The 20,680-nt window shown below is 73.4% G+C and carries 15 protein-coding genes and 1 pseudogene; 9 read left to right on the top strand and 7 right to left on the bottom strand.

Going from position 1 to position 20,680, the window contains the following annotated elements; translation table 11 throughout:
• Positions 1 to 90 precede the first annotated feature (90 nt).
• Entirely contained in the window at positions 91 to 1,101 is a 1,011-nt protein-coding gene (locus J2S58_RS02885) for a DUF4333 domain-containing protein (protein ID WP_205255525.1), read from the top strand.
• 36 nt (positions 1,102 to 1,137) lie between these two features.
• Here J2S58_RS02885 and J2S58_RS02880 read toward each other — a convergent pair whose 3' ends face one another.
• Positions 1,138 to 2,127, bottom strand: coding sequence for a 5'-3' exonuclease (locus J2S58_RS02880; RefSeq protein WP_205255524.1), 990 nt, complete (start codon positions 2,125 to 2,127; stop codon positions 1,138 to 1,140).
• Between the two features lie 108 nt (positions 2,128 to 2,235).
• Here J2S58_RS02880 and J2S58_RS02875 point away from each other — a divergent pair, with 108 nt between their 5' ends.
• The 3 genes from J2S58_RS02875 to J2S58_RS02865 all read left to right on the top strand — a co-directional run bounded on the left by J2S58_RS02875 (position 2,236) and on the right by J2S58_RS02865 (position 6,167).
• Positions 2,236 to 3,381 (top strand): M24 family metallopeptidase, encoded by a 1,146-nt coding sequence (locus J2S58_RS02875; protein ID WP_205255523.1) that lies wholly within the window; start codon positions 2,236 to 2,238, stop codon positions 3,379 to 3,381.
• Between the two features lie 64 nt (positions 3,382 to 3,445).
• Positions 3,446 to 3,931 carry an Lrp/AsnC family transcriptional regulator gene (locus J2S58_RS02870; protein ID WP_344470101.1) on the top strand — a complete coding sequence of 162 codons (486 nt, stop codon included), beginning with the start codon at positions 3,446 to 3,448 and terminating at the stop codon, positions 3,929 to 3,931.
• 61 nt (positions 3,932 to 3,992) lie between these two features.
• A complete protein-coding gene (locus J2S58_RS02865) occupies positions 3,993 to 6,167 on the top strand; it encodes a prolyl oligopeptidase family serine peptidase (protein ID WP_205255522.1) in 2,175 nt (724 codons plus the stop codon).
• An 82-nt stretch (positions 6,168 to 6,249) separates the two neighbouring features.
• On the opposite strand, the gene J2S58_RS02860 is transcribed toward J2S58_RS02865, so the two are convergent.
• The gene (locus tag J2S58_RS02860; RefSeq protein WP_275889258.1) at positions 6,250 to 6,381 is read right to left on the bottom strand and encodes a hypothetical protein; all 132 of its coding nucleotides are present in this window, start codon (positions 6,379 to 6,381) and stop codon (positions 6,250 to 6,252) included.
• Here J2S58_RS02860 and J2S58_RS02855 point away from each other — a divergent pair.
• A pseudogene (locus J2S58_RS02855) lies at positions 6,344 to 7,836 on the top strand (MDR family MFS transporter). The gene J2S58_RS02860 and the pseudogene J2S58_RS02855 overlap by 38 nt on opposite strands.
• Before the next feature lie 4 nt (positions 7,837 to 7,840).
• Here J2S58_RS02855 and J2S58_RS02850 read toward each other — a convergent pair.
• Entirely contained in the window at positions 7,841 to 10,318 is a 2,478-nt protein-coding gene (locus tag J2S58_RS02850) for an HAD-IC family P-type ATPase (protein WP_306826328.1), read from the bottom strand.
• 213 nt (positions 10,319 to 10,531) lie between these two features.
• Between J2S58_RS02850 and J2S58_RS02845 the strand changes: the two genes are divergently transcribed.
• From J2S58_RS02845 to J2S58_RS02835, 3 genes are all read left to right on the top strand, one after another.
• Positions 10,532 to 12,139 carry an amidohydrolase gene (locus J2S58_RS02845; RefSeq protein WP_205255520.1) on the top strand — a complete coding sequence of 536 codons (1,608 nt, stop codon included), beginning with the start codon at positions 10,532 to 10,534 and terminating at the stop codon, positions 12,137 to 12,139.
• Between the two features lie 70 nt (positions 12,140 to 12,209).
• Complete coding sequence (lnt, locus tag J2S58_RS02840; protein WP_205255519.1) at positions 12,210 to 13,946, top strand: apolipoprotein N-acyltransferase; 1,737 nt, start codon at positions 12,210 to 12,212, stop codon at positions 13,944 to 13,946.
• Between the two features lie 44 nt (positions 13,947 to 13,990).
• Positions 13,991 to 14,737 (top strand): polyprenol monophosphomannose synthase, encoded by a 747-nt coding sequence (locus tag J2S58_RS02835; RefSeq protein ID WP_306826327.1) that lies wholly within the window; start codon positions 13,991 to 13,993, stop codon positions 14,735 to 14,737.
• A 93-nt stretch (positions 14,738 to 14,830) separates the two neighbouring features.
• Here J2S58_RS02835 and J2S58_RS02830 read toward each other — a convergent pair whose 3' ends face one another.
• From J2S58_RS02830 to J2S58_RS02820, 3 genes are all read right to left on the bottom strand, one after another.
• Positions 14,831 to 15,172 (bottom strand): RNA polymerase-binding protein RbpA, encoded by a 342-nt coding sequence (locus J2S58_RS02830; protein ID WP_205255517.1) that lies wholly within the window; start codon positions 15,170 to 15,172, stop codon positions 14,831 to 14,833.
• A 463-nt stretch (positions 15,173 to 15,635) separates the two neighbouring features.
• Positions 15,636 to 16,325, bottom strand: coding sequence for a thymidine kinase (locus J2S58_RS02825; RefSeq protein WP_205255551.1), 690 nt, complete (start codon positions 16,323 to 16,325; stop codon positions 15,636 to 15,638).
• Positions 16,326 to 16,462: 137 nt separating this feature from the next.
• The gene (locus tag J2S58_RS02820; protein ID WP_306826325.1) at positions 16,463 to 17,254 is read right to left on the bottom strand and encodes a glycerophosphodiester phosphodiesterase; all 792 of its coding nucleotides are present in this window, start codon (positions 17,252 to 17,254) and stop codon (positions 16,463 to 16,465) included.
• 127 nt (positions 17,255 to 17,381) lie between these two features.
• On the opposite strand from J2S58_RS02820, the gene J2S58_RS02815 reads away from it, so the two are divergent.
• Complete coding sequence (locus tag J2S58_RS02815; RefSeq protein ID WP_205255516.1) at positions 17,382 to 17,762, top strand: hypothetical protein; 381 nt, start codon at positions 17,382 to 17,384, stop codon at positions 17,760 to 17,762.
• Between the two features lie 15 nt (positions 17,763 to 17,777).
• Here the strand turns inward: J2S58_RS02815 and J2S58_RS02810 are convergent, their stop codons facing one another.
• On the bottom strand, positions 17,778 to 20,579 hold the full coding sequence (locus J2S58_RS02810; protein ID WP_306826324.1) for an MGH1-like glycoside hydrolase domain-containing protein: 2,802 nt from the start codon (positions 20,577 to 20,579) through the stop codon (positions 17,778 to 17,780).
• Positions 20,580 to 20,680 lie beyond the last annotated feature (101 nt).

The raw sequence follows: 20,680 nt of genomic DNA, 5'->3' as shown, positions 1-20,680 counted from the left end.
CGCACCGCACCCGTTCCCCGGCAGCACACCCGGCCCGTGGTTGGATCGGGCCAGCGACGTCGGCCCGTCCGACCCCAGCCAGGAGGCGCCATGAGCACGCCGTACGGACCCCCCGCAGGTGACCGGAGCGGACGCGAGCCGTCCCCGGAGGACCAGCAGTGGTCGGCCCCGGCCACCGGGTCCGGTGACCGTCCGACCGCGGAACAACCGGTGGCCTCGTCGGGTGACGGCGAGCGTCGGCCGGACGGCGCGGCGGGGGACGCGCAGCCCGGGTACGGGCAGGGGGCGTACGGGCAGCAGGGTCACGGGCAGCAGGACGACGGCGGGCAGGGGTCGCGGCAGCCGGATCCGGCGACCACCGCGTACGCCCCGCCGGGGGACCAGCAGGGCTGGAGTCAGGGGTACACCCAGGCGTACGGCGCACCGACAGGATCGCAGTCCGGCACCCCCGAGCAGCCCGGTCCGGTCCAGCCCGGTGCCTACGGGGAGCCCGGCTCCTACCAGCCTGGTGCCTATCAGCCCGGCGCCTACCAGCCGGGTGCCTATGGTCAGCCCGGTGCCTACGGTCAGCCCGGTGCCTACGGTCAGCCCGGTGCCTACCAGCCGGGTGCCTACGGGCAGCCGGGCGCGTACCAGCCGGGCGCCTACGGGCAGCCCGGCGCCCCCCAGCCCGGCACGTACGGCCAGCCGGCCCCCGGTGGGTACGGCCAGCCTGCCGCCGGTGCGTACGGCCAGCCGGGGTACGCCCCCGCTGCGGTCGCCGCGCCGCCGAAGAAGCAGACCGGGCTGATCATCGGCGTCGTGTCGGCCGTGGTGGTGCTGGCGCTGGTCGCGATCGGGCTGTTCGTCTGGCCGGGTCCGCTGAGCTCCAAGGTCTTCGACTCGACCCAGGTGGCCCGCGGGGTGGAGAAGATCCTCACCGATCCCGCCCCCGGCGGCTACGCCCTCCCGGCCATCTCGGGTGCGTCCTGCCCGGCGGGCCAGGAGGTCCGGCAGGGCGCGTCGTTCGACTGCTCGGTGCAGCAGGACGGTGAGACCAAGCGGGTGCGGATCACCGTTCTCGACGGCGACGGCCGGTACGAGGTCAGCCCGCCGCAGTGACGCCCGCGGCGGCCCGGTGGGGCCCCGCCGCTCGGATCACCGTTGCAGAGCGGCGATCTCGTCCAGCAGTCGCTTGACCGGGTTGCCGATGCCCCACTGCTCGACCAGGTCGATCAACGCCTGGGGATGCGCCGGCTCCGTCGGGAGCGTGCCGTCACCGGCCGGGTCCACGGTGATCGCGGCGTCGGTGCGGACGGCGACCACCCGCGGCGCCACGGTCAGGTAGTCCCGGGCGGCGGCCAGCTTGGCCCGCGGCCCGGCGCCGAGCCCGGACGTCGGATCGTCCACCGCGGCGAGGATCTCCGGCACCCCGCCGTATGCCCGGACCAGGGACGCGGCGGTCTTGTCGCCGACTCCCGGGACCCCGGGGAGTCCGTCGGACGGGTCTCCGCGCAGGGCGGCGAAGGCGGGGTAGTGCCCCGGCGGGATGTCGTACTTCTCGGCGACGCTCTGCGCGGTGTGTACGACGACCTTGCTCATCCCGGCGCCGATGTACCGCACCCGGACCTCGGGCGGACCGGGCCGGGCCACCTGGAACAGGTCCCGGTCGCCGGTGACGACCTCCACCTCGTCCCGGGTCTCGGTGGCGGCCAGAGTGCCGATGACGTCGTCGGCCTCGCACTCCAGTGCACCGGCGATGGTGATGCCGATGGCCGCCAGCACCTCCAGCAGCACGGGCACCTGGGGCCCGAGCAGATCGGGCACCTCCTCGATGCGGTCCGGCTCGGGGTGCAGACCGCCCACCGAGAGATCCAGCGGCGCCACGTTCCCCGTGTTCGCCGGCGTGGCCCCGGCGACCCGGTGCGTCTTGTAGCTGGGCACCAGGTCGACCCGCCACTGCGGCCGCCAGTCCAGGTCCAGGCACGCGATGACCCGCGTCGGCTGCCCGTCGTGCAGGACGCGGCGGACGATCTCCAGCGTCCCGCGGACCGCGTTGACCGGCCGACCATCGGGCGCGGTGACCGACGCGGGGGAGGAGTGGAAGGCCCGGAAGTAGATGCCGGCCAGGTCCAGCAGCTGCAGCATGTCCCGGGACGCTACCCGCCGGGCCCGACACGGCTCCGCGTGGCGGGTGGGTGCCGGGTGGGGTGGGACCGGGCCGGATGTCGGGGGCTGCCGGTTACTCTCCCGGTCATGACGACCTCAGCAGCCGCCCCCGCCGACCTGACGGAGCTGTACGCCGACCGGATCCGGCAGCTGTCGGGGCAGGCCAGGAGGGCCGGGGCGGACGTGGTGCTGATCTCGCCCGGACCGGACCTGGCGTACTTCCTCGGGCATTCGGTGTCCTCCCACGAGCGGTTGACCTGCCTGGTGGTCCCGGCCGACGGGGCGGCCGCCCTCCTCGTCCCCACCCTGGAACGGCCGGGTTGGGCCGGCACCCCCGCCGAGCAGCTCGGCCTGACCATCGCCACCTGGACGGACGGCGAGGACCCGTACCGCGCCCTGGCCGGTCTGCTGCCCGCCGACGCCCGGGTCCTGGCGGTCGATTACCACATGCCCGCGGTGCACGCCCTGAACACCCGGGCCGCCGTGCCGGGCTCCGAGCTCACCCTCGCCGGGGAGGCGATCGGGCAGATCCGGATGCGCAAGTCCGCGGCCGAGATCGAGGCCCTGGCCGCGGCGGGCGCGGCCATCGACCGCACCCACGCCCGCGTCGGGGAGTTCCTGCGGGCCGGCCGCAGCGAGAACGAGGTCGCGCAGGACATCGCCGCGGACATCGTGGCCCAGGGTCACGCCCGCCCCGACTTCGTCATCGTCGGGTCCGGCCCCAACGGCGCCAGCCCGCACCACATGGCCTCCGACCGGGTGATCGAACCGGGCGACGCCGTGGTGGTGGACATCGGTGGTCCGATGCCGTCCGGCTACTTCTCCGACTGCACCCGCACCTACCTGGTCGCCGGCGATGGGCCGGCCGACCCGGACTTCCCTGCCGTGTACGAGATCGTCCGCCGGGCGCAGGCCGCCGGGGTGGCCGCCGTCCGGCCCGGGGTGCCGGCCCAGGAGATCGACCGCGCCTCCCGGCAGGTCATCGTGGACGCCGGGTACGGCGAGTTCTTCATCACCCGGACCGGCCACGGCATCGGGCTCGAGGTCCACGAGCATCCGTACATGGTCGAGGGCAACGAGACGACACTCGAGGCGGGCATGGCGTTCTCGGTGGAACCGGGCATCTACCTGCCGGGTCGGTTCGGGGTCCGCATCGAGGACATCGTGGTCGTCGGGGACGACGGCCCGCTGCTGATGAACAACGCACCCACCGCCCTCGTCACCGTCGGCTGACCCCCGCCCCGGCAGTCACCCACACCACCCGCATCCGACGTCCCGCGCAGAACAGGAGCCACCCGTGCTGGAGGAGATCGACGCCCGCATCGCGGCCGTGCTGGCCGCCGACGGTCGGTGCAGCTTCACCGATCTCGCCGAACGGGTGGGGCTGAGCGTCTCCGCGGTGCACCAACGGGTGCGCCGCCTGGAGAAGCGCGGGGTGATCCGCAGCTATGCGGCGTTGATCGACGGGGATCAGATCGGCCTGCCGCTCACCGCCTTCGTCTCGCTGACCCCCATCGACCCGGCCGCCCCCGACGACTACCCGTTGGCCCTGGCCACCATCGAGGAGATCGAGTCGTGCCACTCGGTCGCGGGGGTGGAGAGTTACATCATCAAGGTCCGGGTGGCCTCGCCGTCGGCGCTGGAGGCGTTGCTCGCCCGCATCCGGGCGGTGGCCGCGGTGTCCACCCGCACCACCGTGGTGCTGTCCACGCCCTTCGAGCACCGGCCGCTGCTGGCCGCGGTGGCGGCGCAGCCCGGAACAGCTCCCCCCGTGCCGGACTGACCAAGGGATCCGTGGGGGCGCTCCGCCGACCGTTGTCCGACCCCTGTGATGGGATCGGCGGATGACCGAACCAGCGTGGACGTATCCGACCGCCGACCGCGACGACACCGTCGAGGTGCTGCACGGAACGTCGGTCCCCGATCCCTACCGGTACCTGGAGGACCCGGACGCGGACCGCACCCGGGCGTTCGTCACCGCCCAGAACGCCGTCAGCGAGCCCTATCTCGCCGGACTCGAGGCTCGGGCACCGTTCCTGGCCTCGACCACCGACCTGCTCACCGCGGCCCATGCCGGCACACCGTGGGAACGCGGCGGGCGGTACTTCCGGTTGGCCAACCCCGGGGAGCTCGACCAGGACCAACTGCTCGTCGGTGATTCCCTGGACCAGCTGCTGACCGCCCCCCGGGTGCTGCTGGACCCCAACACCTTCTCGGCGGACGGAACGACGGCGCTGACCGCGGCCCGGGTCAGCCCGGACGGTGCCCTGCTCGCCTACGGCCTGTCCGAGGCCGGGTCGGACTGGCGCACCGTCGCCGTGCGCGACATCGCCACCGGTGCCGACCTGCCCGACCGCCTCGACTGGACGAAGTGGGTCGCGCCCACCTGGCTGCCGGACTCGTCAGGGTTCCTGTACTGGCGCTACCCGGCGCCGGGCAGCTCGACGCGCACCGCCACGGAGCCCGGGATCGACACCGCGCCCGAGACCGACACCGCGCTCGACGCCGACGCGCTGACCGACGCGATGGGGGCGGGTGAGCTCGTCCTGCACCGCCTGGGCACCGACCCGGCCGACGACGAGGTGCTCTGGACCCCGGCGGAACGCGACTGGATGGTCGACCCGTGGGTCAGTCCGGACGGCACCCTGCTGGTCCTCACCGCGAGCCCTGGCACCGACTCCCGCAGCACGGTCGAGGTCCGCCGGATCTCCGCCGACGGCGGACTGGGTCCGGTGATGACCGTGGTCGGCGAACTCACCGATGCCCAGACCGTGGTGCACGCCGAGACCGGACCGGACGGGGCGGTGCTGTACCTGCGCACCGAACGCGACGCCCCCCGGGGACGCCTCGTCGCCGTCGACCCGGACGCCCCGGAGGCGCCCTGGCGGGAGATCGTCCCGCAGCACGCGACGGATGTCCTGGTCGACGCCGATCCCGCTGCCGACACGTTCGTCCTCGTCTGGTCACGAGATGCCGCCCACCACCTGGAGATCCGGGACCGGGAAGGTTCCTTGCGGTCGGCGCTCGAGCTACCCGGGGACCAGGGCCCGGTGTCGGTCACCGCGGTCAACACCCGCGCGGCCGGCACCGAGGTGTTCCTCGGCGTCACCTCCTTCACCCGGGAGGGCACCGCGCATCGCCTGGACCTCACCACGGGGCAGGTGCGTGAACTGCCGGCCCCGGCCGGGCGGCGGGCGCCGGAGCTGCCGGCCACCCGGTCCGAGCGGGTGTCCGCGCCCTCGGCGGACGGCACCCCGGTGCCGATGACCCTGCTCGCCCGGGCCGACCTGCCCGCCGGGCCGCGGCCGACCCTGCTCTACGGGTACGGCGGCTTCGACGTGCCGATCCTGCCGTCGTTCTCCGCCCTGTTCGCGTCCTGGGTGGCGGCCGGCGGTGTGCTGGCCGTGGCCAATCTCCGCGGTGGCGGTGAGTTCGGCGCCGCCTGGCACGAGGCCGGCATGGGGGTGCACAAGCAGCGGGTGTTCGACGACGTCATCGGCTGCGCCGAGCACCTGATCGCCACCGGGGTGACCACCGCCGGGCAGCTGGCCGTGCACGGGCGGTCCAACGGCGGCCTGCTGGTCGGTGCGGCGATGACCCAGCGGCCGGAGCTCTTCGCCGCGGCCCTGCCCACCGTGGGCGTGCTGGACATGCTGCGCTTCCACCGGTTCACCATCGGCTGGGCCTGGACGAGCGAGTACGGCGACCCGGACGACCCGGCCCTGTTCCCGGCGCTGCTGGCCTATTCGCCGCTGCACCGGCTGATCCCGGGCACGGCCTACCCGCCCACCCTGATCAACACCGGTGACCACGACGACCGCGTGGTGCCCGCGCACTCGCTGAAGTTCGGGGCCGAGCTGCAGCGGTGCCAGGCCGGTCCGGGCCCGGTGCTGCTGCGGGTGGACACGCGGGCCGGCCACGGCATGGGCAAACCCGCCCGGGCCCGTGCCGCGGAGTACGCCGACCAGTTGTCCTTCGCCGCCGAGCACACCGGTCTGGTCCCGGACACGGCCTCCTGAGCTCGGCCGGGAAGACACGGGGGAGTCAGGTGGTTAGCTAGGAGAAGAATCGTCGGCCGTCCGCCGCGGTCCGGAGAGGTCCTCAGATGGTCGGCACCACATCCCGTGCGTCCCGCTCGACCGGGGCGGCCGGTGTGGGCTTCCGCTCCGACCGCGGGCCGGTGCTGATCTCGTTGATGCTGTCCAGCTCGCTCATCGCGCTGGACGCGACCATCCTGGCCACCGCGGTGCCCTCGGTCGTCGCGGACCTGGGCGGGTTCTCCCAGGTCCCTGGCTCTTCTCGGTCTACCTGCTGGCCCAGGCGGTCTCCACACCGATCTTCGGCAAGCTCGCGGACACCTTCGGCCGCAAGCCGGTCATGATGGTCGGCATCGGGCTGTTCCTGATCGGGTCGATCCTGTGCGGCTTCGCCTGGAGCATGCCGGCCCTCATCGCGTTCCGCGCCGTCCAGGGGCTGGGCGCCGGTGCGGTGCAGCCGATGGGGCTCACCATCGTCGGGGACATCTACACCGTGGCCGAGCGGGCCAAGGTGCAGGGCTACCTGGCCAGCGTGTGGGGCATCTCCTCGGTCGTCGGGCCGGCGCTGGGCGGTGTGTTCTCCGAGTACGTCAGCTGGCGGTGGATCTTCTTCGTCAACATCCCGCTCTGCCTGATCGCCGGCTGGATGCTGCTGCGGCACCTGCACGAGAACGTCACCCGGCAGCGCCGCACCATCGACTACACCGGGGCCGTCCTGCTGACGGCCGGCTGCTCGGCCGTGCTGCTCGGTCTGCTCGAGGGCGGGGTGGCCTGGGCCTGGACCTCGCCGCTGGGTATCGGTGTGCCGGTCGGGGGCGTGCTCCTGCTGGCGGTGTTCGTGGCGGTGGAGCGACGGGCGCAGGACCCGATCCTGCCGCTGTGGATCCTGCGCCGCCGCGTCCTGGTGGCCAGCACGCTGACCTCGTTGGTGGTGGGGGCGGTCGTCCTCGGCTTGACCACGTACATCCCGACGTTCGGCCAGTTCGTGCTCGGCGCCGGACCGCTGGCCGCCGGATTCGCTCTGGCCACCCTGACCATCGGGTGGCCGATCGCCGCCGCCCTGTCCGGCCGGCTCTACCTGCGGGTGGGTTTCGGGTGGACGGCCGTCATCGGCGCCGTCATCGCCCTGGTCGGCACCCTGCTCATCCTGTCCCTGGACGGGTCGCTCTGGCAGATCGCGCTGGGCTGCTTCGTGGTCGGCGCCGGGCTCGGACTGGTCGCCAGCCCGTCCCTGGTCGCCGCGCAGTCCAGCGTGGGCTGGTTGCAGCGCGGGGTCGTCACCGGGACGAATGTGTTCGCCCGGTCCATCGGCAGCGCCGTCGGGGTGGCCGCCTTCGGTGCCATCGCCAACGCCACCCTGGGCGCGAGCGACGACGCGGGCGGTCGACCCCCGGCCGCTCTGGTCGCCGGCGCCTCGCACCAGGTCTTCCTGGCCGTGGCGATCCTGGCCGCCGTGATGGTGGCGACCGTCCTGCTGCTGCCCCGGGGGCGCTCGGCCCTGCAGGACGAGGTCGTCGAACAACCCACCGGGCAGCAGTCCAGCACGCGGCGGTCCGGCACGCAGCAGTCCGGCGAGCAGCGACCCACCCAGCAGCGACCCACCGAGCAGCCGACCACGGCGGTCGACCTGTCGGCCGACGCCCGGCGCTGACCGATCAGCTGCCGGCGGCCCGTCGCATCCCGGGGGCCTGCCGGTAGACCAGTTCGACCAGCAGGGCGCCGCCCGCACCCACCAGCAGCGACTGCCCGAGCAGCGGCAGGGGAGCGCTGAACTCGAAGAAGCGCTGGCCGATCGGCAGGACGAAGGCCAGCACGGCCACCCCGACCATCGTGCCGACCAGTGCCACCTTCCACGGGCGGAACGGGCGGGCGAGCACGACCAGGATCCAGAACGCGGTGCACAGCAGGCTGATGGTGGCCGCCGTGCTCGGCTGCCAGCAGGCCGGGTTCTCCGGGGTGACCCCGTCGACGGGCAGCGCGCAGACCGCCCGGCGGAGCTCCGCCGGCACCCCGTAGTGGGCCCGGGCCAGCAGGTACGAGGTGAGCACGACCAGCCCGGCGACGACCCCGGCGGGGACGGCGAACCGCAGCACACGGGTCAGGAACCCGGGGACGTACCGGCGCTTGTTCGGTCCCAGGGCCAGGAAGAACGCGGGGATGCCGATCGTCACCGCGGACACCAGGGTCAGGTGGCGGGGTAGGAACGGGAACGGCAGCGCGAACAGGGCGGCGGAGACGATCGCCACCAGGCTCATCACGTTCTTGGCCACGAACAGGTTGGCCACCCGCTCCACGTTGCCGATGACCCGGCGGCCCTCGGCCAGCACGGCCGGCAGGTGGGAGAACTTTCCGTCCAGCAGCACCAGCTGGGCGACGGCCTTGGTCGCCTGCGCGCCGTTGCCCATGGCCACCCCGATGTCGGCGTCCTTGAGGGCCAGGGCGTCGTTCACCCCGTCCCCGGTCATCGCGGCGACGTGTCCGTTCATCCGCAACGCGCGGACCAGCGAGCGCTTCTGCTCGGGAGAGACCCGGCCGAACACGGTGGTGCGCTCGACGATCTCGCGCAGCTCCTCCGGGTCCTCGCCGAGCGTGCGGGCGTCGACGACCTGCTCGTCGGTGACGTCCAGTCCGACCCGGCGGGCGATGGCCGCGACGGTGGTCGGGTTGTCCCCGGAGATGATCTTGATGGTGACGCCCTGCTCGCGGAAGTAGTTCAGCGTGTCCTTGGCGTCGGGGCGGACCTGCTCGCTGAGCACGACCAGCGCGCGGTGCACCAGGCCGCCGGGCAGCTCGGTCCCGGACAGCTGCTGGTCGGTGTTGGACAGCAGCAGCACCCGGCGTCCGGTGGTGGCGAGCTCGCCGACCCGCTCCCGGATCGGGTCGTCCTCGGCGAGCAGCACGTCCGGTGCGCCCATCACCCAGGTCTCCCGGCCGGCGAACTCCGCCGCGCTCCACTTGCGGGCGGAGTTGAACGCGACCGAGTCGCGTCGTTCCCAGTGGGCGGGGGCGGGCAGGGCGTGGGCCACGGCCTGCAGGGTGCCGTTGGCGTTCGGGTCGTCGGCCAGCGCCCCGAGGGCGTCCTTGAGGTCACCGTTCTCGTACACGTCCAGCGGAAGCAGGTCCTCGAAGACGATGTCGCCGACGGTGAGGGTGCCCGTCTTGTCCAGGCACACCACGTCGACCCGGGCCAGGCCCTCGACCGCCGGGAGTTCCTGCACCAGCACCTGCTGGCGGGTCAGCGACACCGCGGCGAGCAGGAACGCGACGGAGGTCAGCAGGACCAGGCCCTCCGGGACCAGCCCGACCAGGCCGCCGGTGGAGCGGATGATCACCTCGCGCCAGCCCTGATCGCCGATGGCCCGGGACTGCGACCACAGCTGCAGCGGCAGGGCGACGACGATGATCCAGGTGATGTACTTGAGCAGCGTGTTGACCGAGGACTGGATCTCCGACCGGGTCCGGGTGAACACCTTCGCCTCGGCGGCGATCTTGTTCGCGTAGGCCTGCGCGCCGACCGCCGCGGCCGGGAACCGGCCCGACCCGGCGACGACCACCGTGCCGGAGAGCACCGGGTCACCCACGGCCTTGGGCATCGCGTCCGACTCACCGGTCAGGTTCGACTCGTTGATCTCCAGCGCGGCGGAGGACACCACGGTGCCGTCGGCCGGCACCTGGTCACCGGTGCGCAGCTCGATGAGGTCACCCAGGACGACCTGGGCGGTGGGGATCTCGACGAGCTCGCCGTCGCGGACCACCCGGGTGGTCGGCGCGTTGAGCAGGGCGAGCCGGTCGAGCTTCCGCTTGGCCAGGTACTCCTGGACGATCCCGATCAGCGAGTTGACGATCAACACCACGCCGAACAGGCCGTCGGCCACCGACCCGGTGATCAGGATGAGCACGAACAGGGCGCCGAGGATGGCGTTGAACCGGGTGAAAACGTTTGTGCGCACGATCGCCCACAGCGATCGCGACGACGCGTTGTCGGTGACGTTGATCTCCCCGCGGGCGACCCGCTGGGCCACCTCCGCGGAGGTCAGGCCGTGCGGGGAGGTGGCGAGAGCGGGCTCGGCGCCGGCCGGAGCGGGGTCGGCAGGGGCTCCGACCGGGCCCGGGGGGCGGGAAGGTGTCGTCACAGGGGCCACCTTCCCAGACTCGCCGCGATGACACGTCACCCCCCGCGGTGGCATTTGCCGCAGAGTGACCGGACCTCATCTCCCCTTCACGAGCCGGGACCGCCGGCGTCGGGCATCCCCGCGGCCGGGTCCTCGCGGGGGAGTGCGGTTGACTGACGGGATGCCGTTCCGACCTCCCTGCCCTGCCCGCGCGACCGGTGACCGGATCCCGCGATGACCACGGTGCTGTACCGGGACGGCCGACTGCACTCCGCCGCGGAACCCGAGGCCACCGCGCTGGCCGTCACCGACGGGGTGATCAGCTGGCTCGGGGGCGAGCACGCGGTCACCGCGGCCGGGCACGTGGACGAGACGGTGTGGCTGGACGGGGCACTGATCGTCCCGGGGTTCGTCGACGCGCATGTGCACGCCACGGACGCCGGACTGGTCACCGCCGGGGTGGACCTGACCGGGGTGCGGTCCGCGCGGGAGCTCCTGGACGCGGTCGCGGCGGCGTCGTCGGCGCAGCCGGCCGGGGTGCTGTGGGGAGCGGGCTGGGACGTCAGCGCCTGGCCGGACCCGACCCTGCCCGACCGGGCCGAGCTGGACCGGGCCGCCGGTGACCGTCCGGTCTACCTGGCCCGCGTCGACGTGCACTCCGCGCTGATCTCCACCGCGCTGGCCGCCGCGGCCGGGTCGGCGCCACAGGACGCCGCCCTGGTCGATCGGGAGAAGCACGCCCGGGCCCGGGCCACCGCCCGGGCCATGGTCACCCCCGCCCAGCGCGACGCCGCCCAGCGGGCGTTCCTCGACCGGTGCGTGCGGGCGGGGATCGTCGAGGTGCACGAGAACGCCGCCGCGGACGCGGCCGGCGAGGCGGATCTGGCCGCCCTGCTGGCCCAGGAGCACCCCGTCCGGGTGCGGGGTTACCTGGCCCGGCTCGTCGACGACGCCGTCGATGCCCGCGCGCAGCTGGCCCGGACCGGGGCCTGGGGGCTGGCCGGTGACCTGTCGGTCGACGGCGCCCTGGGATCCCACTCGGCCGCGCTGACCGCGCCCTACGCCGACCGGCCGGGCACCAGCGGCGCCCGGTACCTGACGGTGGACGAGATCACCGCGCATCTGCAGGCCTGCACGGAGGCCGGGATCCAAGCCGGCTTCCACGCCATCGGCGACGACGCGATCGCCGCGGTGGCCGAGGGGTTCCGGCGGGTGCTCGACCGGCTCGGGCCGGCCGGCGGGCCCCGGATCGCGGCCTGCGCGCACCGGGTCGAGCACGTGGAGATGCCGAGCGCGGACGATCTCGCGGTGTTCGCGCGGTGCGGGGTGATCGCCAGCGTGCAACCTCTGTTCGACGCCACCTGGGGCGGTCCCGACGGGATGTATGCGGCCCGGCTCGGCACCGACCGGGCGGCGGCGATGAACCCGTTCGCGGCGCTGGCCGCGGCCGGCGTGAGCCTGGCCCTGGGTTCCGACGCCCCGGTGACCGTGCCCGATCCCTGGGCGATCGTGCAGGCCGCGGTGCACCACCAGACCGCCGGCTCCGGTCTCTCCCCGCGGTCGGCGCTGGTCGCGCACACCCGCGGCGGTCACCGCGCCGCCCGCCGGACCGAACGCGGCGTCGGCACCATCGGCGTCGGGGCGCCGGCCGATCTGGCCGTCGTGGCCGCCGGCGACCTGGTGTTCCCGCCCGGTGACAGCGCCGTCCAGCGCTGGTCCACCGACCCGCGATCACGGGTCCCGCTGCTGCCCGACCTCACCCCCGGCGCCCCGCTGCCCACCACCCTGGCCACCCTGGTGGACGGCCGGGTCGTCTGGGACAGCGGGATCCTCGGCGGCTGAGGCCCCGCGCCGGGCGGGGGCGGCGGTCGCGCACCGGGCCCCGGGCCGCCGGCCGATTACCCTCGACGCCGTGGCCACCCCGACCCTGCACGACGGCAGCGATCCCGCGGGGGGATCCACCCACGACGTCCCCGCCGACGCGCTGGCCCGGGCCCGGCGCGACCGTCGGCGCCTGCGGCGGCAGGGCCGGTTGCGGCGCCTGCTCGGCGCGGGTGGACTGCGCATCCTGGTCGCCGTCCTCGGCGGCCTGGCGCTGTACGCCTCCTACGCGCCGTCCACCCTCTGGTGGCTGGCCCCGGTCGGTCTGGGGCTGCTCGGCTTGGCCGTGCACGGCCGCCGGATCCGCCCCGCCCTCGGGCTGGGCCTGCTCTTCGGGTTGTCGTTCTACGTGCCGCTGCTCATCTGGACGTCGGTGTACATCGGGCCGGTGGCCGTCTCGCTGGCCGTGCTCGAGGCGATGCTCACCGCACCGGTCGCCGCGGCGCTGGCCTTCTCCTCTCGCCGTGCCGCTCACTGGCGGCCCGGCACGGCCACCGTGCTCTGGCCGCTGTGGGCCGCGGCGCTCTGGGTGGCGGGGGAGGCACTGCGCGCCCGTTTCCCGTTCGGCGGGTTCCCGTGGGGCGGCATTGCCTTCTCCCAGCCCGACGGCCCGCTGCTGCCGGCCGCGTCGTTGATCGGGGCGACCGGGTTGGCCTTCCTCACCGCTCTGGCCGGGTTCGCCCTCACCGGGCTGGCCCGGGCGGGGTGGGCCGCGCGGGGTCGATGGCGCCCGGCCCGGCCGCTGCTGCTGCTGGCCGTGGTCGCCCTGATCGCCCCGTTCGTCGTCGGGGTGGCCGGCCGCGCCACCGTGCAGACGGGGGAGGACGCGCCGCGCAGCGTCATCGCCGTCATCCAGGGGAACGTGCCCGAGCCCGGTCTGGAGTTCAACGCCACCCGCCGCGCGGTCACCCAGCTGCACGCCGACCGCACCCGGGCGCTGGCCGCGGCCGTCCGGGCGGGCACCGCGCCGGCCCCGCGCCTGGTCGTGTGGCCGGAGAACTCCTCGGACATCGACCCCTACCGCGACCCGGTCGCCGCCGAGATGATCAGCGACGCCGCCCGGGACATCGGGGTACCCATCCTGGTCGGCGCCGTGGTCGACGCGAGCGACGACCCGGACGACCGCGGCTCCTACAACATGGGGATCGTCTGGGACCCGCAGACCGGCCCCGGCCAGACGTACACCAAGCGGCACCCGGTGCCGTTCGCCGAGTACATGCCCTGGCGGTCGTTCTTCCGCCTGTTCACCTCCTGGGTCGACCGGGCCGGCTTCTTCCTCCCCGGGGACGCACCCGGCAACCTGGACGTCGCCGGGGTGCCGGTGGGCGACGTCATCTGCTTCGAGGTGGTGTACGAGAACCTGGTCCGCGACGTGGTTGCGGGCGGTGCGCAGGTGCTGGTCGTGCAGACCAACAACGCCACCTTCGGGTGGACCGACGAGACGTACCAGCAGCAGGCGATGAGCCGCGTCCGGGCGGTGGAGAACGGGCGCGAGGTGCTCATCGCGGCGACCAGCGGGGTGTCGGCGGTGATCGCTCCGACCGGGGCCGTGGAGTCCTCGATCCCGCTGTTCACCCCCGGTTACCTCACCCCGAGTGTTCCGCTCATCTCCACGACAACACCCGGTACCGTGCTCGGTGCCCCTGTGGAATGGGGGCTGACCGGGGCCGCGATGCTGGCCCTGGTGTGGCAGGCGATCGTCAGCATGCGACGCGGCCGACCCGATCGCCGGACACCGGACGGAGCGGGGACGGTGGGCGCGCGCTGACCGCCGAGGTGTTCGGAGAGGCTCGACCGGTGAACGGACCGCACGTGGATCACCCCCTGGTGATCATCCCGACCTATCAGGAACGGGAGAACCTGCCGCGCATCCTGGACCGGTTGCTCCTCGCCGTCCCCCAGGCGCACGTGCTGGTGGTGGACGACGGCAGCCCGGACGGCACCGGTGAGCTGGCCGACGAGCGCGCCGCGGCCGACGAGCGGGTCAACGTGCTGCACCGCAACGAGAAGGCCGGGCTGGGCGCCGCGTACATCGCCGGGTTCGGGTGGGGTCTGTCCCGCGGGTACCCGGTGCTGGTGGAGATGGACGCGGACGGTTCGCACGCGCCGGAGCAGCTGCCCCGGCTGCTCGAGGCGCTGCAGGACGCCGATGTGGTGCTGGGCGCCCGCTACGTCCCGGGCGGGTCGGTGGTCAACTGGCCCAAGCACCGGGAGTTCCTGTCCCGCGGCGGCAACATCTACTCCCGCCTGGTCCTCGGGGTCGGCCTGCACGACATCACCGGTGGCTATCGCGCGTTCCGTGCCGAGGTTCTGCAGAAGCTGTCGCTGGACGCGGTGGAGTCCCACGGCTACTGCTTCCAGGTCGATCTGGCCTGGCGGGCGATCCAGGAGGGCTTCCGGGTGGTGGAGGTGCCGATCACGTTCACCGAACGGGAGATCGGTGACTCCAAGATGAGCGGCAACATCGTTCGCGAGGCTCTGCTCAAGGTGACCCTGTGGGGTGCCGCCCACCGCTGGCGACAGCTCCGCGGCCTGGTCACCGGCCGCCGCGCCGGCTGATCCCGCCCGGTCCGGTCGGGCGAATCCGCCCGGGACACGAGAAAGCCCCCCACTCCGAGGTCATCGGGGTGGGGGGCTTCGTCGTGGACCGGATCAGGACGCGGTGCGCCGGCTCTTCAGCTCGGTGAGCCGCTCGTTGAGGATCTCTTCGAGCTCCTCGATGGAGCGACGCTCCAGGAGCATGTCCCAGTGGGTGCGCGGCGGCTTGGCGGCCTTGCCCTCGGGCACGGAGCCGTCGATGAGCATGGAGGACAGCCCGTGCATGCGGCAGTCCCACACCGCGGGGACCTCGGCGTCGTCGGCCATCGGTACGGTGAACTCGTGGTCCCGCGGGCACCGGAAGGTCGCGGTGCGCCGGGGCGCGAGGTCGTGGTTGCGGTCGGCCTCGTAGCTCGTTGATCCGAGGCGGCTGCCGCGCAGGACGCGATCGGCCATGGTGGGTCCTTCCTTACTGCTGCTGACGCTGGTGACAGCGATGGCGATCCGCGGCCGGCGGTGTGCTGCGCGCGCCGGGCCGGGGTGCCTTCGTGCCGGGTGTGGGGGTCCGGCACCGGCTCTCTGCTGAGCCGCTACCGACGGGTAACGCTGTTCTCCGTGCATTCGTTCCCCCGGACAGCGGGGATGGGACGTGTGCCACGCCTCACGACCGGTGCGGGGTCGATCCGGGTCGGGCACCACAGCGGACGAGCGGTACGGCTGGTGTTCGAACCATCGACCTGACCACCCCACGCCGGTCCGCGCTGGGTGATCGGCGATCGGTGGGTCACCCGTTCAGGACGTACTACCCGATGGTCGGGTTGCCCGGATGCGGTGGTCACCGCCCGGGGGCGTGGCGGTGATCACGGATCCGAACGAATCATGACTATACGTCACCTCATGTGACCTGTCGGTTGCCCCGTCAGCCACTGTCCGGCCACGGCAGGGCCCGGTCACTGCTGCCCGGCCCCAGGTTGCCGGCCCGGTGGTGGGCGCGGCAGAGCACCTGGTAGTGCACCTCCGGTTCCCGGTGACCCCCGTCCGTCGGCCCGCCGGCGGCCAGGTCGACCGTCGGCACGGTGTCGGCGACGACCATGGTGGCGCCCTCCCGGGCCAGTACCCCGTCGACGACCCGGCCATTCAGCCGACCCGGGCGCCCGCACCAGCAGAGCACCTCGACCTGCAGCGGCAGCACCTCGTCGGCCAGCTCGAACAGGCGGGCCGAGGCGGGGAACAGCCGGCCCCGGAAGTCGGTGGCGATGCCGAAGGCGTAGACGTCGACCTGGGTGTCGTCGGCCAGTTGCGCGAGCTGTTCGATCTGCAGCGGGGTGAAGAACTGGACCTCGTCGACGATCAGGTAGTCCACCCGTCGGCCGGCGGCCCAGGACTGCCGCACCAGGTCGGCGATGTCCAGATCGTCGGGCACCTCCACGGCCGGGCGCCCGATCCCCATCCGGGAGCTGATCCGTCCGCTGCTCACCCGGTCCCAGCGGGTCAGCAGCAGACCGCGCCGGCCCTGCCGGGAATGGTTGTAGTCCAGTTGCAGGGCCAGGGTCGACTTGCCGCAGTCCATCGGGCCGTAGAAGAACTTGACCAGTCCGTACGGGGTCATGCCCCGGCGGCCCCCGGCGGCGGGCACGGCGGCCGGATCGATCGGCCGGTCGTCGGCGGGGTCCTCGGGCACGCCCGGGACTGTAGCGCGATGCCCGGCGGTGGCCGCGCCGTCGGTTGGTGGCGGCGACCTGGGGTTCAGGCGGGCCACTGCCCCCGTTGCCGCAGCACGTCCCGCAGGAGATCCGGGCGGTCGGTCATGATCCCGTCGACCCCCAGGTCGAGCAGCCTGCGCATCTGCGCGGGGTCGTCCACCGTCCAGACGTGGACCTCGAGACCGGCCGCGTGGGCCGTCTGCACGAACCGTCCGGTGACCACCGGCACCAGCCCCGAGCGCATCGGCACCTGGGCGGCGACCGCCCGGTCCGGCGCGCGATGGGCGCGCCCGGTGACGGATGCGGTGACCAGGGCGAGCACCTGCCGGGGGGCCAGCGAGGTGACCACCGCCGCGGGTGCCGCCCGGCGGAGGCGCTCGAGCCGTCGGTCGGAGAACGAGCCCACGCAGATCCGGTCGGCCGCCGTGGTGCCACGCAGCAGGTCCAGCAGCGGATCGACGGCCGGGTCGGCCTTGGCGTCGACGGTGAACCGGGCGTCGGGGAAGGCGTCGAGCAGGTCGACCAGCCGGGGGATGGGATCGCGACCACCCACCCGCGCTGCGGCGACCTGTTCCCAGGTCAGATCCGCGATGCGGCCGGAGGTGTCGGTGACCCGGTCCAGCGACGGGTCGTGGAAGGCGACCAGGACGCCGTCCGCGGTGGCGTGCACATCGGTCTCCAGGAAGGTGAAACCCTCGTCGACCGCGCGGGAGAAGGCGGCCATGGTGTTCTCGCGGCCGGCGAGATCGCCGGTGTGCCAACCGCGATGGGCGAAGGCGCGTGGCCCGGGACCGTCCAGGTAGCGGCTGGAGGAGGTGTTCGTCGGACCGGCCACGCCGGTCAGTCTGGCACGGGCCGTCCGCGGCGGTGGGCGCCCGGCCGGGGACTCGCGCCACCGGTCGTCCCGGCATGTCCGGGCCGGGAACGGCCGGACCCGCCGGGTGGACGCTAGGTTGTCCGGCGTGCCCCCCTCCGTGACCCAGCTCGATCCCGTCGGCGACGGGCCGGTTGGACGCAGCCGTGACCAGCCCGGCCGGTGCCTGTGGTGCGGTCGCGAGCTCGTCGGCGGGACGACGGTGGGCCGGCGGCGCCGGTACTGCGCCCAGGCCTGCCGGCAGCGGGCGTACGAGCACCGGCACGCGCTGGAGCGCGGTGATCTGCCCGTCGACGCGGTGGTGCTCTCCGCGGCGGAACGCGACGATCTGGCCGACCGGCTCTTCCAGGTGCGCTGTGCGGCCGAGGACGTGGCCACGGCGGTGGACGAGGCGGCCCCCCGGCAGGACCTGCGCGCGTTGGTCGGCGAACTGCTGCTCGCGGCCAGGGCGGCCGAACGGATCCGCTGACCGGGCCCGCTCCCGTCAGCCGTGCCGGTCCTCCTCCGGTCGCCGGCAGAGCAGGTGGGCGACCAGCGCGGTCCAGCCGGTCTGGTGGCTGGCACCCAGCCCCTCGCCGGTGTCGCCGTCGAAGTACTCGCTGAACGTGGGGTGGGCCCGCCAGAGCGGGTCGTCGGTCGCCTCGATCCGAGAGCCGTCGCTGGGCCGCCGGCCGTCCGGGCCGGGCCGGAAGAGCCCGATCAGCCGGTCGTCGAGCAGGTCGGCGGCCTGCGCCAGGCTCATCGACCGGCCGGACCCGGTGGGCACCTCGACGGTGCGGTCGGGATCGAACGCTCCGTGCGACCGCAGGGCGTCGGCCAGCAGGGCGTTCACCGGGAACCAGACGGGGCCCCGCCAGTTGGAGTTGCCGCCGAACATGCCGCTGTGGCTCTCGCCGGGCTCGTAGCCGATGCCGAACGGCACCCCGTCGACCACGGTGGTGAACGGGGTCCGGTACTCGGCGGACAGCGAGCGGATGCCGTGCGGTGACAGGAACGCCCCCTCGTCGAACAACCGGCTCAGCACGGCCGGCAACCGGTCCCCGCCGACCAGGGCGAGGGCGGTGCGGGACCCGTCGGGCCCGGTGCAGCTCTGCAGGCCGACGCTGTCCTGGGGTCGGTGCCGGACGAGCCAGGTCAGCCGGGCGGTGTAGTCGGGGAGCTGCTCGGCCAGCGTCGCCGGGGGGACGGCCACTCCCAGCAGCGGCAGCAGGCCGACCATGCTGCGCACCCGCAGCCGCTCCGAGGTCCCGTCGGGGTGGGTGAGCACGTCGTAGAAGAACCGGTCCTCCTCGTCCCACAGCGAGATGCCGTGCGAACCGAACTCGGTCATCGCCTTGGCGATGGACAGGAAGTGCTCCAGGAACGTGGTGGCCACGTCGTCCCACGCCTTGGAGCCGGGGGCCAGCTCGACGGCGATGGTCAGCATCTGCAGGCAGGAGAACGCCATCCAGGCCGTGGCGTCGGACTGCTGCAGTCGGGTGCCCGGCGGCAGGCCCTTGGACCGGTCGAACAGGCCGATGTTGTCCATCCCCAGGAACCCGCCCTCGAAGAGGTCGGAACCGTCCGGGTCCTTGCGGTTGAGCCACCAGGCGAAGTTGAGCAGCAGCTTGGACAGGATGCGGGCCAGGAAGTCCGGGTCCCGGCGGCCGTCGATCAGGTAGACCTGCCAGGTCGCCCAGGCGTGGACGGGCGGGTTGACGTCACCGAACTCCCACTCGTAGGCGGGCAGCTGGCCGTTGGGGTGCATCGACCACTCCCGGCACAGCAGGACCAACTGGTGCTTGGCGAATGCGGGGTCCACGTGGGCCAGCGCGACGCAGTGGAACGCCAGGTCCCAGGAGGCGAACCAGGGGTACTCCCACTCGTCGGGCATGGACAGCACGTCGGCCAGCGCGAGGTGGCCCCAGGACTCGTTGCGACCGGTGAGCCGCTGCGCGGGCGGTGCGGGGGAGGCGGGGTCGCCGCTGAGCCAGTGGGCCACGGTGTACCGGTAGAGCTGTTTGCCCCAGAGCAGCCCGGCGAACGCCCGCCGCGCGATGTCGCGGTCGACGGCGTCCCGGTCGGCGGGGATGACCACGTCGTAGAACTCGTCGGCCTCCAGGCGGCGATCGGCCACCACCGCGTCGAAGTCCGGACCGAAGGTCGCCTCGCCGGGCTCGTCGGTGCTCAGCCGCAGCCGGATGCTCACCGACGCACCGGGGGCGACGGCCGAGAAGCGGTACCAGAAGGCCGCTTTCGTGCGTGGCTCGCTTCCCGGGCCCGACGGGGCCGCGTCCTGGCCGTGGTGGTCGGGCCGGGTGTCGGTGACGTCGTCGTCATCGGCCCCGGCGACGAACACCGCGTCGGCGTCACCGTGCACCACGTACCGGTCGATGCCGTTCTTGGCGTACCGGGTGCGGTTGCGCTCGGCGCCGTACAGCCCGACCGCGTCGGTCTCGTTGTCGCACAGCAGCAGGGTGGGTGCGGGGGAGTCCGCCGCGGGGCAGTCGTGGGCGACGAGTTCGTAGCGGCCGAGCATCTCGTGCTCGGCGCGGACGGCGGTGACCCCGGCGACGGTGGAGAACGACCGGCCGCGCGGTCGCAGCGAGGCCGTGCGCGGGTCGCGTCCCCAGGCCCAGGTGTTGCGGAACCACAACTGGGGCAACAGGTGCAGCTCGGCCGGGTCGGGGCCGTGGTTCGTCGCGGTGACGGTGATGCAGTAGTCGTCGGGACCGGCCTTGGCGTAGGTGACCGCGACGTCGAAGAACCGGTTGTCGTCCAGCACCCCGGTGTCGGACAGTTCGTACTCCCGCTCGTCCCGTCCGCGGGCCGCGTTGGCCTCGCGCAGCAGCCGATAGGGGTACTCGGCCTGCGGGTAGCGGTACAGCCACTCCATCCAGCTGTGGGTGGGCGTGGAATCCACCGCCCACCAGTACTCCTTCACGTCCTCGCCGTGGTTGCCCTCGCCGTTGGTCAGCCCGAACAAGCGCTCCTTGAGCACCGGGTCGCGGCCGTTCCACAGGGCGATCGAGAAGTTCAGGAAGCCGAACCGGTCGCACACCCCGCCCAGGCCGTCCTCCCCCCAGCGGTAGGCGCGCTGGTGGGCCTGGTCGAACGGCAGGGAGGTCCAGGCGTCGCCGTCGGCGGAGTAGTCCTCCCGGACGGTGCCCCACTGCCGCCCGGAGAGGTACGGGCCCCACAGCCGCCACGGCGCGCCCGGATCGGAGGACTCGGCCAGTCGGCGGTGTTCGGCGGTGGGAGGCGCGGCGGGACGATCCGAGCCGGGGGTCACAGAGGGTGAGCTCACCGCGACATCATGGTCGCGTCGAGGTGGTCTGCCCATGAAGTTCGAGGAGATTGCGCGAGCGGGGAACACGGGGCGGGGGGGGCCCGTTGTACCCAGTGGTC

This window comes from Nakamurella flavida (genome assembly GCF_030811475.1).
In the GTDB taxonomy this organism is placed as follows: domain Bacteria; phylum Actinomycetota; class Actinomycetes; order Mycobacteriales; family Nakamurellaceae; genus Nakamurella; species Nakamurella flavida.
Note: the sequence above shows the minus strand (reverse complement) of the source record. Positions and strands in the feature narration are given on the sequence as shown.